This is a genomic window from Streptomyces asoensis, from assembly GCF_016860545.1.
GTDB lineage: Bacteria > Actinomycetota > Actinomycetes > Streptomycetales > Streptomycetaceae > Streptomyces > Streptomyces asoensis.
The window spans coordinates 369,429-386,915 of the sequence record NZ_BNEB01000006.1 but is presented as its reverse complement, the minus strand read 5'-3'; the positions used below and the strand labels follow the sequence as shown (position 1 = coordinate 386,915).

Here is a 17,487-nt window from a genome sequence, read left to right as displayed (position 1 = left end):
CCCCGCCACCCACCACGCGGAGAACCCGCCGCGGGCGCACCCGCGCCGCACATCGCTCGTACGGCTTGCGAAGGAGTTCTGGGGAAGATGTCCAACGGCAGCAAGGACGGCAGCAGGGGCGGCAGCGGCGACGGCGGTACCGAGGCGAAGCTCCGCGACTACCTCAAGCGGGTCACCGCCGAGCTGGGCCAGGCCCGGCACCGTCTGCGGGAGGCCGAGGCCGCCGCCGGGCAGCCGATCGCGATCATCGGCATGGCCTGCCGCTACCCGGGCGGCTGCGATTCCCCCGAGCGGCTGTGGGAGTTGGTCGACTCGGGACGGGACGCCATCACGCCCTTCCCCGCCGACCGCGGCTGGGACCTCGACGCGCTCTACCACCCGGACCCGGACCACCGCGGCACCAGCTACGTCAGGGAGGGCGGGTTCCTGCACGACGCCGCCGACTTCGACGCCGCGTTCTTCGGCATCACCCCACGCGAGGCGCTCGGCATGGACCCCCAGCAGCGCCTGCTGCTGGAGACCTCCTGGGAGGCGTGTGAACGGGCGGGCATCGACCCCCTCACCCTCAAGGGCGCGCAGGTCGGCGTCTACACCGGCATCGTCAACTCCGGCTACGTCTCCCGGCTGCGGGAGACCCCCGAGTCCGTCGAGGGCTACGTCGTCACCGGCACCATGGCGAGCGTCGCATCGGGCCGCATCGCCTACACCCTCGGCCTGGAAGGACCGGCCGTCAGCATCGAGACCGCCTGCTCGTCCTCCCTGGTCGCCCTGCACCTGGCCGTGCAGGCCCTGCGGGACGGCGAGTGCTCCATGGCCCTGGCGGGCGGGGTCGCGGTGATGCCGGTGCCGGACGCCTTCGTGGAGTTCAGCCGCCAGCGTGGCATGGCCCCGGACGGGCGCATCAAGGCCTTCGCCGCCGCCGCCGACGGCACCACCTGGTCCGAGGGCGCCGGCGTGCTGCTCGTGGAACGGCTCGCCGACGCCCGCCGCAACGGCCACCCCGTGCTCGCCGTGGTCCGGGGCTCCGCCATCAACCAGGACGGCGCGAGCAACGGCCTGTCCGCCCCCAACGACCTCGCCCAGGAACGGGTGATCCGCGCCGCGCTCGCCAACGCACGGCTCACCCCGGCCGACGTGGACGCCGTCGAGGCGCACGGCACCGGGACGACGCTGGGCGACCCGATCGAGGCCCAGGCCCTGCTGGCCGCCTATGGCAGGGAACGCCCGCAGGACCGGCCCCTGTGGCTCGGTTCCATCAAGTCCAACCTCGGCCACTCAGGCCCCGCCGCCGGCGTGGCCGGGGTGATCAAGATGGTGGAGGCGATGCGGCACGGCGTCCTGCCCAGGACCCTGCACGTGGACGCGCCCACCCCGCACGTGGACTGGTCGTCCGGTGCCGTCCGGCTGCTCACCGAACCCGTCCCGTGGACCGGTCACGACGATCGCCCCCGCAGGGCGGGCGTGTCCGCCTTCGGAATCAGCGGCACCAACGCCCACGTCATCCTGGAGGAGGCGCCGGAGGCGGGGCCGGGGGAGCGGAGGCCGTCCGGCGAACCGCACCTCGTGGCGGACGTGCTGCCGTGGGTGGTGTCGGGTCGTTCGGACGCGGCGTTGCGGGCGCAGGCGGGGCGGCTCGCCGGGTTCGTCGAGCAGCGCTCCGAGCTGACCGTCGGCGATGTGGCGCGTTCCCTGGTGGAGACGCGGTCGGCTCTGGAGCACCGTGCCGTGGTTCTGGCCGGTGATCGGGACGCGGCGGTCGGGGCGTTGCGGTCGGTGGCGGAAGGTGTGCCGGTACCGGGTGTCGTGGCCGGTGTGGTGTCCGGGGAGCAGGGCCGGGTGGTGTTCGTGTTCCCGGGCCAGGGCTCGCAGTGGCTCGGCATGGGTGCGGGGTTGTGGGAGTCGTCGCCGGTGTTCCGGGAGCGGCTCCAGGAGTGTGACGCGGCCCTGTCTGCGCTGGTGGACTGGTCGGTGACCGATGTGGTGCGGGGTGTGCCGGATGCGGCTTCGCTGGACGATGTGGTGGTTGTTCAGGCGTCGTTGTGGGCGGTGATGGTGTCGCTGGCTGCGATGTGGCGTTCGGTGGGCGTCGAGCCGGGTGCGGTGATCGGTCATTCGCAGGGGGAGATTGCCGCTGCTGTGGTGGCGGGCGGGTTGTCCGTCGAGGACGGTGCCCGGGTGGTCGTGCTGCGGGCGAGGGCGATCGGGCAGAGCCTGTCGGGCCACGGTGGCATGGTGTCGCTGGCCGCGGGCGCGGACCGGGTACGGGAGTTGATCGCGGCGTGGGGTGAGCGGATCTCGATCGCCTCGGTCAACGGCCCCTCCTCGACGGTGGTTTCGGGTGAGCCGGATGCGCTGGACGATTTGATGGCCGCCTGTGACGGCGAAGGCATACGGGCCCGTCGTATCGCGGTGGACTACGCCTCCCACTCCGCACAGGTGGAGTCGATCCGGGAGCAGGTCACCGAGGCCCTCGAGGACATCGAACCCCGTGCCGCTGAAGTGCCCTTCTACTCAACTGTCTTGGGCTCGGTGATCGACACCGGCGATCTGGACGCCGGTTATTGGGTGACGAACCTGCGCCAGGAGGTGCGGTTCGACGCCACGGTCCGTGAGCTGCTGGCGGACGGCTTCGGTTACTTCGTGGAGTGCAGTCCCCATCCGGTCCTGACCGTCGGCATGCAGGAGACCTTCGAGGACCACGCCGACTCCCAGGCTGTCGCGCTCGGCACCCTCCGCCGCGACGAAGGCGGTCCGGAGCGCTTACTGACCTCCCTCGCCGAGGGCTACGTGCGCGGCCTGGCCGTCGACTGGCACACCCTCTTCGCCGGCACCGGCGCCCAACGGATCGAGCTGCCCACCTACGCCTTCCGGCGCCGGCGCTACTGGCTGGAGGAGCCTGCCGGGGCGGCGCCGAAGCAGGACGCCGGGGAACTTGACGAGGTGGACGCCGGGTTCTGGGCCGCGGTGGACGCTGGAGCCCTGGAGACGCTGACCACCGAGCTGGGCGTTCCCGCCGACGAGCCGTTCAGTGCGCTGCTGCCGGCCCTGTCGTCGTGGCGGGGCCGGCGTCGGGAGGAGTCGCGGGCCGACGGGTGGCGCTACCGGGTGGTGTGGCGCCCCGCCCGGTTCCCTGCCGACCGGCAACCGCGGGGGCATTGGCTCGTCGTCGTACCCGAGGGCCGCGCGGACGATCCGTGGGCCGCCGGTTCCGTGCGCGCCCTGGAACGGGCGGGCGCCGGAGTGACGCGGCTGGTCGTGGACGCGGTGGGCGCCGATCGCGACCGCCTCGCGCATGTGCTGCGTGAGGCGTTCACCGAGGGCTCCGGCGCAGGCTCCGGTGAGACGCCGCCGGGCGGGGTGCTGTCCCTGCTCGCCCTGGACGACGCCCCGCATCCCGCGTACCCGGCCGTCCCCTCGGGACTCGCCGCGACCGTGACGCTCGTGCAGGCGATGGTCCAGGCGGGTGAGGGGATGCCCGCACCGCCCCGGCTGTGGTGCGCCACGCGGGGGGCCGTGTCCACCGGCGCGTCCGACCCGCTGGCCAGTCCGGCGCAGGCCCACGCCTGGGGTCTGGGCCGCGTCGCGGCGCTGGAGCACCCGCTGCTGTGGGGCGGTCTCGTCGACCTGCCCGCGGACGCCGGTGACACCGAGGTGGCCCGGCTGGCGGCCGTGCTCCGCGCGCCCGCCGAGGAGGACCACCTGGCCGTGCGCGGCGACGGCGTGCACGTCCGCCGTCTGGTGCGGGCGCCGGCCGAGGCGGTTCCCGCGGTGCGCGAGTGGCGGCCGCGCGGCAGCGTCCTGGTCACCGGCGGGACCGGAGGCATCGGCGGGCACCTGGCACGTCGTCTGGCACAGACGGGCGCCGAGCACCTGGTGCTGGTCAGCCGGAGCGGCCCCGAGGCGCCCGGCGCCACGGAACTGGCGGAGGAGCTGACCGCGGCCGGCGCGAAGGTGTCCCTGGTGGCGTGCGACGTCGCCGACCGGGACGCGCTGGCCGCCGTACTCGCGTCCGTCCCCGCCGACCAGCCGCTGACGGCCGTCGTCCACGCCGCCGCCGTGCTGGACGACGGAGTGATCGAATCGCTGGACCCCGAGCGGATGGAACGCGTGCTGCGGGTGAAGGCGCAGGGTGCGCTCCACCTGGACGAGCTGACCCGGGACGCGGATCTGTCGGCGTTCGTGCTCTGCTCGTCGTTCGGTGCCACCTTCGGTCTCCCGGCGCTCGGCAACTACGCGCCCGGCAACGCCTTCCTCGACGCCCTCGCCGAGAGGCGCCGGGCGCAGGGGCTGCCCGCGACCTCCGTGGCCTGGGGCACCTGGGCGGGGACCGGGATGGCGGCCGGGGACGTCGGCGCCCGTGGCCGTCTGGAGGGCATCCACGAGATGGATCCGGAACCGGCCTCCGCCGCCCTGGGACGGATCCTCGACCGTGACGAGACCACGGCGGTCCTCATCGACCTGCGCTGGGAGCGCTTCGCCCCCGTCTTCCACGCCAAGCGGCCCACCGCCCTGTTCTCCGAGATCCCCGAGGCCGTCAGGGCACTGGCCCGGGGCGCCGGGGACGGGGACGCGGACCCGGCCACGGCCGACGAGGCGGCCGACGGACTGCGGGCCAGACTCGCCGGTGTCCCGCGGGCCGAGCAGGAGCGCGAACTGCTGGAACTGGTCCGCTCCCACGCGGGAGTGGTCATGGGCCACGTCACCCTCACCGGGAACGCGCGCGACGCCGTCGCACCCGACCGTCCCTTCCGCGACCTGGGGTTCGACTCCCTGATGGCCGTGGAGCTGCGCAACCGGGTCGGCGCCGCCACCGGTGTCGCCCTGCCGGCCACGCTGGTCTTCGACCACCCGACCCCGGAGGCGGTGGCCCGTCATCTGCGGCAGGAGATGGGTCTGGGAGACGCCGACGGCATTCCGCCCGGCTTCCCCGAGCTGGAACGCCTCGAGGCCGCGCTCGCCGCCGCGCCTGCCGACGACGAGGCCCGGGCCCGCCTGGCCAAACGCCTGGAACGGCTGCTGTGGACGGTGAGCGGGGACGACCTCGCGACGACGCCCGGAGAGGGCTCCGGGGACCGCGAGTTCTCCACCGTCAGCAACGACGAGATGTTCGACCTCATCGACCGCGAACTGGGGGCCTAGCCGACATGACCACCGACGAGCAGAAACTCCGGGAATACCTCAACAAGGTCATGACCGACCTGCGCCGCACGCAGCGCCGCCTGCGCTCGGTCGAGGAACGGGACCACGAGCCGGTCGCCGTCGTCGGCATGGCCTGCCGCTACCCCGGCGGCACGGAGTCCCCCGAGGACCTGTGGCGGCTCGTCGAGGGCGGCGGTGACGCCATCTCCGGTTTCCCCACGGACCGTGGTTGGGACCTGGCGAGCCTGCGGCTCACGGACCCGGAGGGCAGGGAGCTGGCGCCCGAGGGCGGCTTCGTGGCCGGGGCGGCCGCCTTCGACGCCGGACTGTTCGGCATCTCGCCGCGCGAGGCCCTGGCGATGGACCCGCAGCAGCGACTGGTCCTGGAGTGCTCCTACGAGGCGTTCGAGCGTGCGGGCATCGACCCGTTCTCGCTGAAGGGCAGCGACACCGGCGTCTTCGTCGGTGCCTCCTACACCGGTTACGGCGCCGACGTGGAGCGCATCCCGGACGGTCTCGAGGGCTACACCATGACCGGGTCCGCGAACAGCGTCGTGTCCGGGCGGGTCGCCTACACCTTCGGCCTGGAAGGGCCCGCGGTGACCATCGACACGGCGTGTTCCTCCTCCTTGGTGGCGCTGCACTGGGCGGTGCAGTCGCTGCGGGCGGGGGAGACCTCCCTGGCGCTGGCGGGCGGGGCCATGGTGATGCCGAGCCCGATGGAGTTCGTGGAGTTCAGCAGGCAGCGGATCCTGGCCGCGGACGCCCGCTGCAAGGCGTTCGCCGAGGCCGCGGACGGCACCGGCTTCTCCGAGGGCGCCGGTCTCGTCCTGCTGGAACGGCTGAGCGACGCCCGGCGCCACGGCCACCGGGTCCTCGCTGTCGTCCGGGGCTCGGCCGTCAACCAGGACGGTGCGAGCAACGGCCTCACCGCCCCCAACGGCCCTTCCCAGCGACGCGTCATCGAGGCCGCCCTCGCCAACGCCCGGCTCGCTCCGGCGGACGTGGACGCCGTGGAGGCGCACGGCACCGGCACCACCCTGGGCGACCCCATCGAGGCCCAGGCCCTGCTCGCCGTCTACGGCAAGGAGCGTCCGGCCGAACACCCGCTGTGGCTGGGCTCGGTGAAGTCCAACATCGGCCACACCCAGGCCGCCGCGGGCATCGCCGGCGTGATCAAGACCGTCGAGGCTCTGCGCCACCGCTCGCTGCCCCGCACCCTGCACGTGGACGCCCCGACCCCACAGGTCGACTGGTCCCCGGGAACGGTGCGCCTGCTGACCGAGGCCCGTCCGTGGGACACTCCGGGGGGCCGCGCGCGCCGCGCCGCCGTCTCCGCGTTCGGCATCAGCGGCACCAACGCCCACGTCATCCTGGAGGAGGCACCGGAGGACACGGGGACTCCCGGCACCGACGGGACCGGCGCGACGGGCGTCGGCGCCACCACGACCGGGGAGCACCCGGTCGGCCTGGTCGGCGACGTCGTCCCCTGGCCCCTGTCCGGTCGGACGACGGCAGCCCTGCACGCCCAGGCCGCCCGCCTCTCCGCCTACCTGGACGACCACCCCGGCACGTCCCCGCTCGACGTGGGAGCCACCCTGGCCCTCTCCCGGGGCGCTCTCGACCACCGTGCGGTCCTGCTGGCGACCGACGCGGGAAGCATCCACACCGCGCTGACCGCTCTGGGCGAAGGCGTTCCCACGGCCGACGTAGTGCCCGGCACGGTGCTGTCCGGGGCGCCGCGGGTGGTGTTCGTGTTCCCGGGGCAGGGGTCCCAGTGGCTCGGGATGGGGGCGGGGTTGTGGGAGTCCTCTCCGGTGTTCCGGGAGCGGCTTCAGGAGTGTGACGCGGCGCTGTCTTCGTTGGTGGACTGGTCGGTGACCGAGGTCGTCCGGGGTCTGCCGACGGCTGCCTCTCTTGACGATGTGGTGGTTGTTCAGGCGTCGTTGTGGGCGGTGATGGTGTCGCTGGCGGCGGTGTGGCGTTCGGTGGGCATCGAGCCGGGGGCGGTGATCGGGCATTCGCAGGGGGAGATCGCTGCTGCTGTGGTGGCGGGCGCTCTGTCGGTGCAGGACGGTGCCCGGGTGGTCGTGTTGCGGGCGAGGGCGATCGCGCGGAGCCTGTCCGGTCATGGTGGCATGGTGTCGGTGGCCGCGGGTGCGGACCGGGTACGGGAGTTGATCGCGGGCTGGGGTGAGCGGATCTCGATCGCCTCGGTCAACGGCCCTTCTTCGACGGTGGTTTCGGGTGAGCCGGTGGCTTTGGACGATTTGATGGCCGCCTGTGACGGCGAAGGGATACGGGCGCGTCGTATCGCGGTGGATTACGCCTCCCACTCCGCGCAGGTGGAGTTGATCCGGGAGCAGGTCATCGAGGCCCTCGCGGACATTGAACCCCGTGCCGCTGAAGTGCCCTTCTACTCCACTGTCTTGGGCTCGGTGATCGACACCGGCGATCTGGACGCCGGTTATTGGGTGACGAACCTGCGTCAGGAGGTGCGGTTCGACGCCACGGTCCGTGAGTTGCTGGCGGACGGCTTCGGCTATTTCGTGGAATGCAGTCCTCACCCCGTTCTGACCGTCGGCATGCAGGAGACGTTCGACGACGTCGCGGACGCCCAGGCTGTCGCGCTCGGCACCCTCCGCCGCGACGAAGGCGGCCCGGAGCGCTTCTTGACCTCCCTCGCCGAGGGCTACGTCCGCGGCCTGGCCGTCGACTGGCACACCCTCTTCGCCGGCACCGGCGCCGACCGCCGGCTCGACCTTCCCTCGTACGCCTTCCAGCGGCAGCGGTACTGGCTGGAGTCCGGCCCCGCCGGGGCCGGTGACCCGGCCGGGCTCGGGCTCGCGGACGCGGGACATCCGCTGCTGGGCGCGGCCGTCGAGGTGGCGGGCGGCGACCAACTGCTGCTGACCGGGCGGCTGTCGCTCCACGCCCACCCCTGGCTGGCCGACCACGCCGTGCAGGGCACACCGGTGCTGACCGGTGCCGCGTTCGCGGAGCTCGCCCTGCACGCCGGTGAGCGGGCCGGGGCCGAGGTCGTCGAGAGCCTGACCGTGGAGGCGCCGCTGGTGGTGCCGGAGAGCGGCGGGGTGCAGGTCCAGCTGTCCGTGGGCGCGCCGGACGAGGACGGCGCGCGTGAACTGGGCGTCCACGCACGGCCGGGGACGCAGGAGGACGGGACGCCGTGGGTGCGGTACGCCACCGCCCGGCTGGTTCCCGACGGCGCCCGACGGACCGGGGCTGCCGACGATGCCGGGACCGTCGAGAGGCTCGCGCAGTGGCCGCCCCCGGGGGCCCAGCCGGTCAGCGTCGCCAACTTCCACCAGCGCGCGGCCGACGCCGGACAGGGCTACGGCCCGGCGTTCCGCGGGCTGCGCGCGGTGTGGCGGCAGGGCCGTGAGATGTACGCCGAGGTGGCCCTGCCGGGCGATCAGGAGCGACAGGCCGCCGGGTACGGGATCCACCCGGCGCTGCTCGACGCGGCGTTGCAGCCGGCCCGGCTGGAGGAGCGCTCCGGAGTGCTGTGGACCGACTGGTCGGGCGTGTCGCTGCGCGCGATGGGAGCGACCGAGCTGCGGGTGCACGTAAGGCCTTCGGACGACGGCGCCGTCACCGTGACCCTCGGCGACGCGTCAGGCCGCCCGGTCGGCACCGTGGAGGCGGTGGCCGCGCGCGCGGTGGCCCCCGAGGAACTGCGCCGTGGCGCGGACGGCGTCCGGGACGCGCTGTACCGGGTGGAATGGACGCCGGTGCCGGCGCCCGGGCAGACCGCCGACTGGGTGGTGCTGGGCGACGACCCGCTCGGGGTGACCGACGTGCTGGAGGAGGCGGGCGCGTACCCGCAGACGTACGACGACCTGGACGCGCTGGCCGGTGCCGTGGACGCGGGACTGCCGCTGCCGGAGCTGACCGTGGTGTCCCACGGTGGCGTGGCGCCCGCGAAGGACGGTGCCGTGGCGCGGCACGCCCTGGAGGCGGTCACGGGCCTGCTGGCGGTCGTGCAGCGCTGGCTCGCCGACGAGCGGTTCGCCGGAGCGCGGCTGCTGGTGGTGACCAGGGGCGCGGTCGCGGCCGGCCCCGGGGACGGCGCGGTGGACCTGGCGCACGCCGCCGCGTGGGGCCTGCTCCGCTCCGCGACGGCCGCCCACCCGGGCCGGTTCGGGCTGCTGGATCTGGACGGGGACGACGGTTCGCTGGCGGTCCTGCCGGACGCCGTGCCCGCCGTCGTCGCCTCGGGCGAGCCCGAGACGGCCCTGCGCGCGGGTGTGGTCCTGGTGCCCAGGATCCGCCCGGCGGCCACCGCGCCCGCCGCGGCACGGGCCGTCTGGGACCCCGACGGCACCGTGCTGATCACCGGCGGTACCGGCGCGCTCGGCCGGGTCCTCGCCCGCCACCTGGTCAAGCAGCACGGTGTGCGCCACCTGCTGCTGGTGAGCCGCCGCGGCCGCGACGCGGACGGCGCCGAGGCCCTGGAACGCGAACTGTCCTCGCTCGGGGCGACGGTGTCCGTGGAGGCGTGCGACGCCGCGGACCGCGAGGCGCTGGCGCGGGTGCTGGCCGCCGTTCCCGCCGACCGGCCCCTGACGGCCGTCCTGCACGCCGCCGGGGCGCTCGCCGACCGGCCCCTGGAGGCCCTGACAGCACAGGACGTGGAGCACGTCTTCACGCCCAAGGTGACGGCGGCGGCGAACCTGCACGAACTCACCCGGGAGTCCGACCTGGCCGCGTTCGTGCTGTTCTCCTCCGCGTCCGGTGTGCTCGGCAGCCTCGCCCAGCCGAACTACGCCGCCGCGAACGCCTTCCTCGACGCCCTCGCCGCGCACCGCAGGGCGGCGGGCCTGGCCGGTCTGTCCCTGGCCTGGGGGCTGTGGGCCGGGGCGAGCGAGATGGCGGGAGGCGCGGACACGGACCGGTTCGCCCGCGCGGGCATCCTGGCGCTGTCCCCGGACGAGGGCACCGCCCTGTTCGACGCCGCGTCGGCCACCGACGAGGCGCTGCTGGTGCCCGTGCTCCTGGACACGGCCGCGCTGCGCTCCCGTGCCGCCGACGGCACCCTGTCCGGGATGCTGCGCGGCTTGGTGAAGGCGGCGCCAGGCAAGCGGGCCGCGTCCGCACCCGGCACCGGGCCGCAGGAGCCGGACTGGGCGGCACGGCTCGCCGGCCTCACCCGGGACGAGCAGCTGCACCGGCTGGTGGAGCTGACCCGCGCCCACGTGGCGTCGGTCCTCGGCCACGGGACCCCGGAGGCCATCGAGCCCGACCGTCCGTTCAAGGAGATCGGCTTCGACTCGCTGACCGCGCTGGAGCTGCGCAACCGCCTCGGTGCGGCCACCGGCCTCACCTTGCCCGCCACCCTCGTCTTCGACCACCCGACGCTGAATGCCACCGCCGCCCTCCTCCTCGACCTGCTCGCGCCCGCCGCCACGACCGCGCCGCCACCCGCCCTGGCCGAACTGGACCGGCTGGAGGAGGCACTGGCCGCCGTCCCCGACGACGACACCGCGACCCGCGCCCGGGTGCGGGAAAGGCTCCAGGCCCTGCTGGCCGGGTGGAACGGCGCGCCCCGGCCGTCCGACGGTGGCGACGAGGAACTGGACGACGCCACCGACAGCGAGCTGTTCGCACTGCTCGACGACGAGCTGGACACGCCGTGACCACGGCCTGCCTTCCACACAGCGACCCGAGGACCTCGGCCATGGATGGGTGTGACAGCCGATGAACAGCGAAGACAAGCTGCGGGACTACCTGAAGCGGGCCACCGCCGACCTGCGCAGGGCGCGCCGCCGCATCCAGGAGCTGGAGGAGCCCGAACCGGTCGCCGTGGTGAGCATGGCCTGCCGCTACCCCGGCTCCGCCGACACCCCGGAGGCCCTGTGGGAGCTGCTGGCCTCCGGCGTCGACGCCATCTCCCCGTTCCCCGTCGACCGGGGCTGGGACCTGGAGGCCCTGTACGACCCGGACCCGGACGCGGAGGGCCGCAACTACGTGCGGGAGAGCGGGTTCCTGCACGACGCGGGCGAGTTCGACGCCGACTTCTTCGGCATCAACGCCCGCGAGGCGCTGATCATGGACCCGCAGCAGCGGCTGCTGCTGGAGACGTCGTGGGAGCTGTTCGAACGGGCGGGCATCGACCCGCGGTCCGTCCGGGGCAGCCGCACGGGCGTCTTCGTGGGCGCCGCCACCGTCGACTACGTGACGGGCCACCAGTACGTGCCGGAAGGCCTGGAGGGCTACACCGGCGTCGGCTCGTTCGCCAGCGTCATCTCCGGCCGGGTCGCCTACTCCTTCGGCATGGAGGGACCCGCGCTCACCGTCGACACGGCCTGCTCCTCCTCCCTGGTCGCCCTGCACCTGGCCGTCAGGTCGCTGCGGCAGGGCGAGTGCGCCATGGCGCTCGCCGGGGGCGTCGCACTGATGCCGACGCCGCAGGGGTTCATCGCCTTCAGCAGGCAGCGCGCCCTGGCGCCCGACGGCCGCTGCAAGGCCTTCGCCGACGCCGCCGACGGCTTCGGGCCGTCCGAGGGCGCCGGGATGCTGCTGCTGGAACGCCTGTCGGACGCGCGGCGCAACGGCCACCCGGTGCTCGCCCTGATCCGCGGCACCGCCGTCAACCAGGACGGCGCCAGCAACGGCCTCACCGCCCCCAACGGCCCCTCCCAGGAGCGGGTCGTGCGCGACGCCCTCGCCGACGCCCGGCTGACGCCCGCCGAGGTGGACGCCGTCGAGGCGCACGGCACCGGGACCACCCTCGGCGACCCCATCGAGGCCCGCGCCCTGCTCACCACGTACGGCAGGGACCGGGACCCGGCACGCCCCCTGTGGCTCGGCTCGGTCAAGTCCAACTTCGGGCACACCGCGCACGCCGCGGGCGCGGCCGGGGTCATGAAGATGGTCCTGGCGCTGCGCAACGAACTGCTGCCGCGCACCCTCCACGTGGACCGCCCCTCCACGCACGTCGACTGGACCTCCGGCGCGGTCGCGCTGCTCACCGAACCCGTGGCCTGGAAGCGCAACGGCCGCCCGCGCCGCGCCGGCGTGTCCGCGTTCGGCATCAGCGGCACCAACGCCCACGTGATCGTGGAGGAGGCCCCGCAGCCCGAGGACGGCGCCGCGCCCCCGGACGGCGGTGGCGGGAGCGGCGCTTCGGCCCGCCCCCCGCTCGCGCTGCCCGTCGTGCCCTGGGTGCTGTCCGCCAGGACGCCGGCCGCCCTCGCCGCGCAGGCCGAGCGCCTCGCCGCCTTCGCGGAACGCCGCGGCGAGGTGCCCGACACCGACATCGGCCGGTCCCTGGCCACCGGACGCGCCGCCCTGGAACACCGCGCCGTGGTCCTCGCGGGCGACCGCGCCCGCGCCCTCGCCGGCCTGGAAGCCGTGCGCCGCGGCGAGCCCACCGCCGGGGTGGTCACCGGCACCGCGCGGCCCGGTGCGGCCCGCGTGGCGTTCGTCTTCCCCGGCCAGGGGTCCCAGTGGCAGGGCATGGCGGCCGGGCTGCTGGAGTCGTCCCCGGTGTTCGCGCAGCGGCTCACCGCCTGCGACGCCGCCCTGCGCCCGTGGACCGGCTGCTCGGTGATCGACGCCGTCCGCGGCGGCGAGGGCGCGGCGTCGCTGGACGACGTGGTGGTCGTCCAGTCGGCGCTGTGGGCCGTCATGGTGTCGCTGGCCGCGCTGTGGCGCTCCGCCGGAGTGGAGCCCGCCGCCGTCATCGGGCACAGCCAGGGCGAGATCGCCGCCGCCGTGGTCGCCGGGGCGCTGTCCCTGGAGGACGGGGCCAGGGTCGTGGCGCTGCGCGCCCGCGCCATCGCCGGGGGCCTGTCCGGGCGCGGCGGCATGGTGTCCGTGCCGCTGCCCGCGGGACGCGTCGCCGCGCGCCTCGCCCGCTGGGAGGGCCGCGTCGGGATCGCCTCCGCCAACGGGCCGTCCTCCACCGTGGTCTCGGGCGACCCCGAAGCCCTCGACGAGCTGCTGGCCGACTGCGAGGCGGACGGGGTGCGGGCCCGCCGCATCGCCGTGGACTACGCCTCCCACTCGGCCCACGTCGAGACGATCCGCGACGAGGTCCTCACCGCCCTGGACGACATCCGGCCGCGCGGCGGCGCCGTCCCCTTCCACTCCACCGTCACCGCCGGCCCCCTCGACACGGCCGGGCTCGACGCCGGGTACTGGTACACCAACCTCCGGCGTACCGTGCGCTTCGAGGAGACCGTGCGCGGCCTCCTGGCGGGCGGCATCCGCTTCTTCGTCGAATGCAGCGCCCACCCGGTGCTGGCCGTCGGCCTCCAGGAGATCTTCGACGACGCCGGGGCCGACGCCGTCGCGCTCGGCTCCCTGCGCCGCGACGAGGGCGGCCCGGAGCGCTTCCTCACCTCGCTCGCCGAGGGGCACGCACGCGGACTGCCCGTGGACTGGGACGCCGTGTTCGCGGGCACCGGCGCCCGCCGCGTTCCCGACCTGCCGACCTACCCGTTCCAGCGACGGCACTACTGGCTGGAGGCCGAGTACCGCAATGCGGGCGACGCGGGCGACCTCGGTCTCACCTCCGCGGGACACCCCCTGCTCGGGGCCGCGGTGCGGCTCGCCGAAGGGGACCGGCTGCTGCTGACCGGGCGGCTGTCGCTCAAGACCCACCCCTGGCTCGCCGACCACGCCGTGGGCGGGACCGCCCTCGTGCCCGGCACCGCGTTCGCGGAACTCGCCTTGGAGGCCGCCGCGCGCACCGGCTGCGCGGGCGTCGCCGAGATGACCCTGCACAGCCCCCTCACCGTCCCCGCACGCGGCGCCGTCCACGTCCAGGTGGAGGTCGACGGCCCCGACGACGCCGGCCGGCGCGCCCTCACCGTGCACGCCCGTCCCGGCGACGCCGCCGACGGCGATCCCTGGACCCGGCACGCCACCGCCTTCCTCGCCCCGCCCGGGCCCGTCACCGACGGCGAGGCGCTCACCGCGTGGCCCCCGCCCGGCGCGGCGCGCCTGGACACCGCGGGGATGTACGAGCCGGTCCCGGGCGGCGCCTACCGGTTCGGCCCCGCCTTCCAGGGGCTGCGCTCCGCGTGGCGGCTCGGCGACACCGTCTACGCGGAGGCCGCGCTCCCGCCCGAACTGCACCAGGACGCCGCCCGGTTCGGCGTCCACCCGGCCCTCCTGGACGCCGCCCTGCACGCCATCGGCTTCGGCGGCTTCCTCGGCGAGGGCACCCACCTGCCGTTCTCCTGGCACGACGTCACCCTGCGCGCCGTCGGTCCCGCCGCGGTGCGGGTGCGGGTGCGCGCCGCCGGGAACGACGCGGTCACCGTCACCCTCGCCGACGCCGAGGGCGCCCCCGTGGCCACGGTCGGGCGCCTGGTGTTCCGGCCCCTCCCGGCCGGCGGCGACGACACGGGCGACGGCCTGCGCGACTCGCTGTTCCACGTCGACTGGGCGCCGCTGCCCGTCGACGCCGCCGCCCCGTCCGGCGCGGGCTGGGCCGTGCTCGGCGGTGACGGCCACGGTCTGGTGCCGGCCCTGCGCGGCGCCGGCGTGTTCGCCGGCGCCCACCGCGGCCCGGCCGAGCTCGCCGCCGCCGTCGCGTCCGGCGCGCCCGCCCCCGACGTGGCGCTGCTGTCCTGCCCGTCCGACCCGGCCACCGTCGCCGCCGACGGCCTGCCCGCCGCCGTCCGCCGTGCCACCGAGGGCGTGCTGCGCGTCGTACAGGAGTGGCTGGCCGACGACCGGTTGCGCGGGGTCGTCCTCGCCGTGGTCACCCGCCGTGCCGTGGCCGCGGGGCCCGGCGAGGACGTCGAGGACCTGGCGCACGCCGGCGTGTGGGGCCTGCTGCGCTCCGCGCAGATGGAGAACCCCGGCCGGTTCCTCCTCGTCGACCTCGACGGGCGCGACGAGTCCAGGGCCCGCGCCGCGGCCGCCGTCAGGGCCGCCCTCACCGCCGACGAGCCCCAGCTCGCCCTGCGCCTCGGCGCCGCCCGCGTCCCCCGCCTGGCCAGGACCCCGGCCGGCGCCTTCCTCGTCCCCCCGCCCGGCGAGGCCGCCTGGCGCCTGGACACCACCGGCCCCGGCGACCTCGACCGGCTCGCGCTGCTGCCCCACCCGCAGGCACTGGCGCGCCTCACGGACAACCAGGTCCGGGTCTCCGTACGCGCCGCCGGCGTGAACTTCCGCGACGTGCTGGTCGGCCTCGGCATGGTGCCCTCCCAGGAACGTCTGGGCAGCGAGGGCGCCGGGGTGGTCACCGAGGTCGGCCCCGGCGTCACCGGCGTCGCCGTCGGCGACCGGGTGATGGGCCTGCTGCCCGACCCGTTCGGCCCCGTCTCCGTCGTCGACCGGCGACTGGTCACCCGCATCCCGCGCGGCTGGACCTTCGAGCAGGCCGCCGGTGTGCCCGCGGCGTTCCTCACCGCCTGGTTCGGCCTCGCCGACCTCGGCGGGCTCCGCGAGGACGAGACCGTGCTCGTCCACGCCGCGACCGGCGGCGTCGGCATGGCCGCCGTGCAGCTGGCCCGCTACCGGGGTGCGGAAGTGTTCGCGACCGCCGGTGAGGGAAAGTGGGACACCCTGCGCCGGATGGGCTTCGACACCGGCCACATCGCCTCCTCCAGGACCCTGGACTTCGAGAAGAAGTTCCACGCCGCCACCGGCGGACGCGGCGTCGACGTCGTCCTCAACTCCCTCGCGAACGAGTTCACCGACGCCTCCTTACGGCTGCTGCCGCGCGGCGGCCGGTTCCTGGAGATGGGCAAGACCGACATCCGCGACCCCCACGAGGTCGCCGAGCGCCACCCCGGCGTCGTCTACCGCCCCTACGACCTCATCGACGCCGGCGCCGACCGCATCGGTGAAATCCTCGACACCCTCGTCCGGCTCTTCGAACGCCGCGTGCTGCGGCCGCTGCCCGTCCGCACCTGGGACGTGCGCCGCGCCCCCGAGGCGTTCCGGTTCATGGCCCAGGCCCGGCACACCGGCAAGCTCGTCCTCACCGTCCCCCGTCCCCCGGACCCCGACGGCACCGTGCTCGTCACCGGCGGCACCGGAACCCTCGGCGGCATCCTCGCCCGGCACCTGGTCACCGCCCACGGCGCGCGGCACCTCCTGCTGGCCGGACGCCGCGGCCCGCAGGCACCCGGCGCCGACGGCCTGCGCGAGGACCTGCTCGCACGCGGCGCGCACACGGTCACCGTCGCCGCCTGCGACACCGCGGACCGCGAGGCGCTCTCCGACCTGCTGGCCTCCGTGCCCGCGGACCGCCCGCTGACCGCCGTCGTGCACGCCGCGGGCACCACCGCCGACGGCGTCCTGTCCTCCCTCACCCCGCAGCGGCTCGACGATGTGCTGCGGCCCAAGGCGGACGCGGCGTTCCACCTGCACGAGCTCACCCGGGAGTCGGACCTGGCCGCGTTCGTCCTGTACTCCGCGGGTGCCGGCGTCCTCGGCAACCCCGGCCAGGCCAACTACGCCGCCGCCAACACCTTCCTGGACGCCCTCGCACACCAACGCCGTGCCGCCGGTCTCCCCGCCGTCTCCCTGGCCTGGGGGTACTGGGCCGAGACCAGCGAACTGACCGGCCGCATGGACGACTCCCACGTGGAGCGGATGACCCGCTCCGGAGTCCTGCCCATCGACGCCGGGCACGGCATGCGCCTGTTCGACGCCGCCCGGGCGGCGGGCGAGGCCCTCCTCGTGCCCACGCGGCTCGACGTGTCGGCGCTGAGGACGGGCGCCTCCACGGACGTCGGCCCGGCGATGCTGCGCGGCCTGCTCGGCGGCCGGCGGCAGGCACCCCGCCAGGCCGCCCGGGCCGGGACCGCAGCCGTCGAGGCCCGCTCGCTGGAGGCCAGGCTCGCGGCCCTGCCCGCCGACGAGCAGCGGCTCCTGCTGGAGGACCTGGTGCGCGGCCACGTCGCCGCGGTCCTGGGCGCCTCCGGGCCCGAGGCCGTCGGCGCCGGGAGGGCCTTCAAGGACATGGGCCTGGACTCGCTCACCGCCGTGGAACTGCGCAACCGCCTCGGCGCGGCCACCGGCCTCACCCTGCCCAGCACCCTCGTCTTCGACTTCCCCTCGCCCCGGGAGCTCGCCGGGCACCTGCACCAGGAGCTCGCCCCGGACGGGGCCGCGGCGGCCGCGGACGGCCCCGACCCGCAGGAGGCCCGGGTGCGGGCCCTGCTCGCCACCGTCCCGCTGGCCCGCCTGCGCGCCGGCGGACTGCTCGACACCCTGCTCGGGCTCGCCGAGGAGCCGGCGCCCGGCACCACCGGACCCGCGCCGGACCGGAACGCCGGGGCGATCGCCGACATGGACCTCGAGGACCTGGTGCGCGCCGCCCTCGGCGGCACCGGGTCGTGAACCGGCCGCCCGCGGCGG

The 17,487-nt window shown here is 75.3% G+C and carries 2 protein-coding genes and 1 pseudogene; all 3 read left to right on the top strand.

The features are described 5' to 3' along the window. Positions 1–51 precede the first annotated feature (51 nt). The 3 genes and pseudogenes from Saso_RS38040 to Saso_RS38030 all read left to right on the top strand — a co-directional run bounded on the left by Saso_RS38040 (position 52) and on the right by Saso_RS38030 (position 17,469). Positions 52–5,139, top strand: coding sequence for a type I polyketide synthase (locus tag Saso_RS38040; RefSeq protein ID WP_372442556.1), 5,088 nt, complete (start codon positions 52–54; stop codon positions 5,137–5,139). A 35-nt stretch (positions 5,140–5,174) separates the two neighbouring features. Then, positions 5,175–10,796, top strand: a pseudogene (locus Saso_RS38035) (type I polyketide synthase); the annotation flags it as partial. Positions 10,797–10,857: 61 nt separating this feature from the next. Next, the gene (locus Saso_RS38030; RefSeq protein ID WP_189928438.1) at positions 10,858–17,469 is read left to right on the top strand and encodes a type I polyketide synthase; all 6,612 of its coding nucleotides are present in this window, start codon (positions 10,858–10,860) and stop codon (positions 17,467–17,469) included. Positions 17,470–17,487 lie beyond the last annotated feature (18 nt).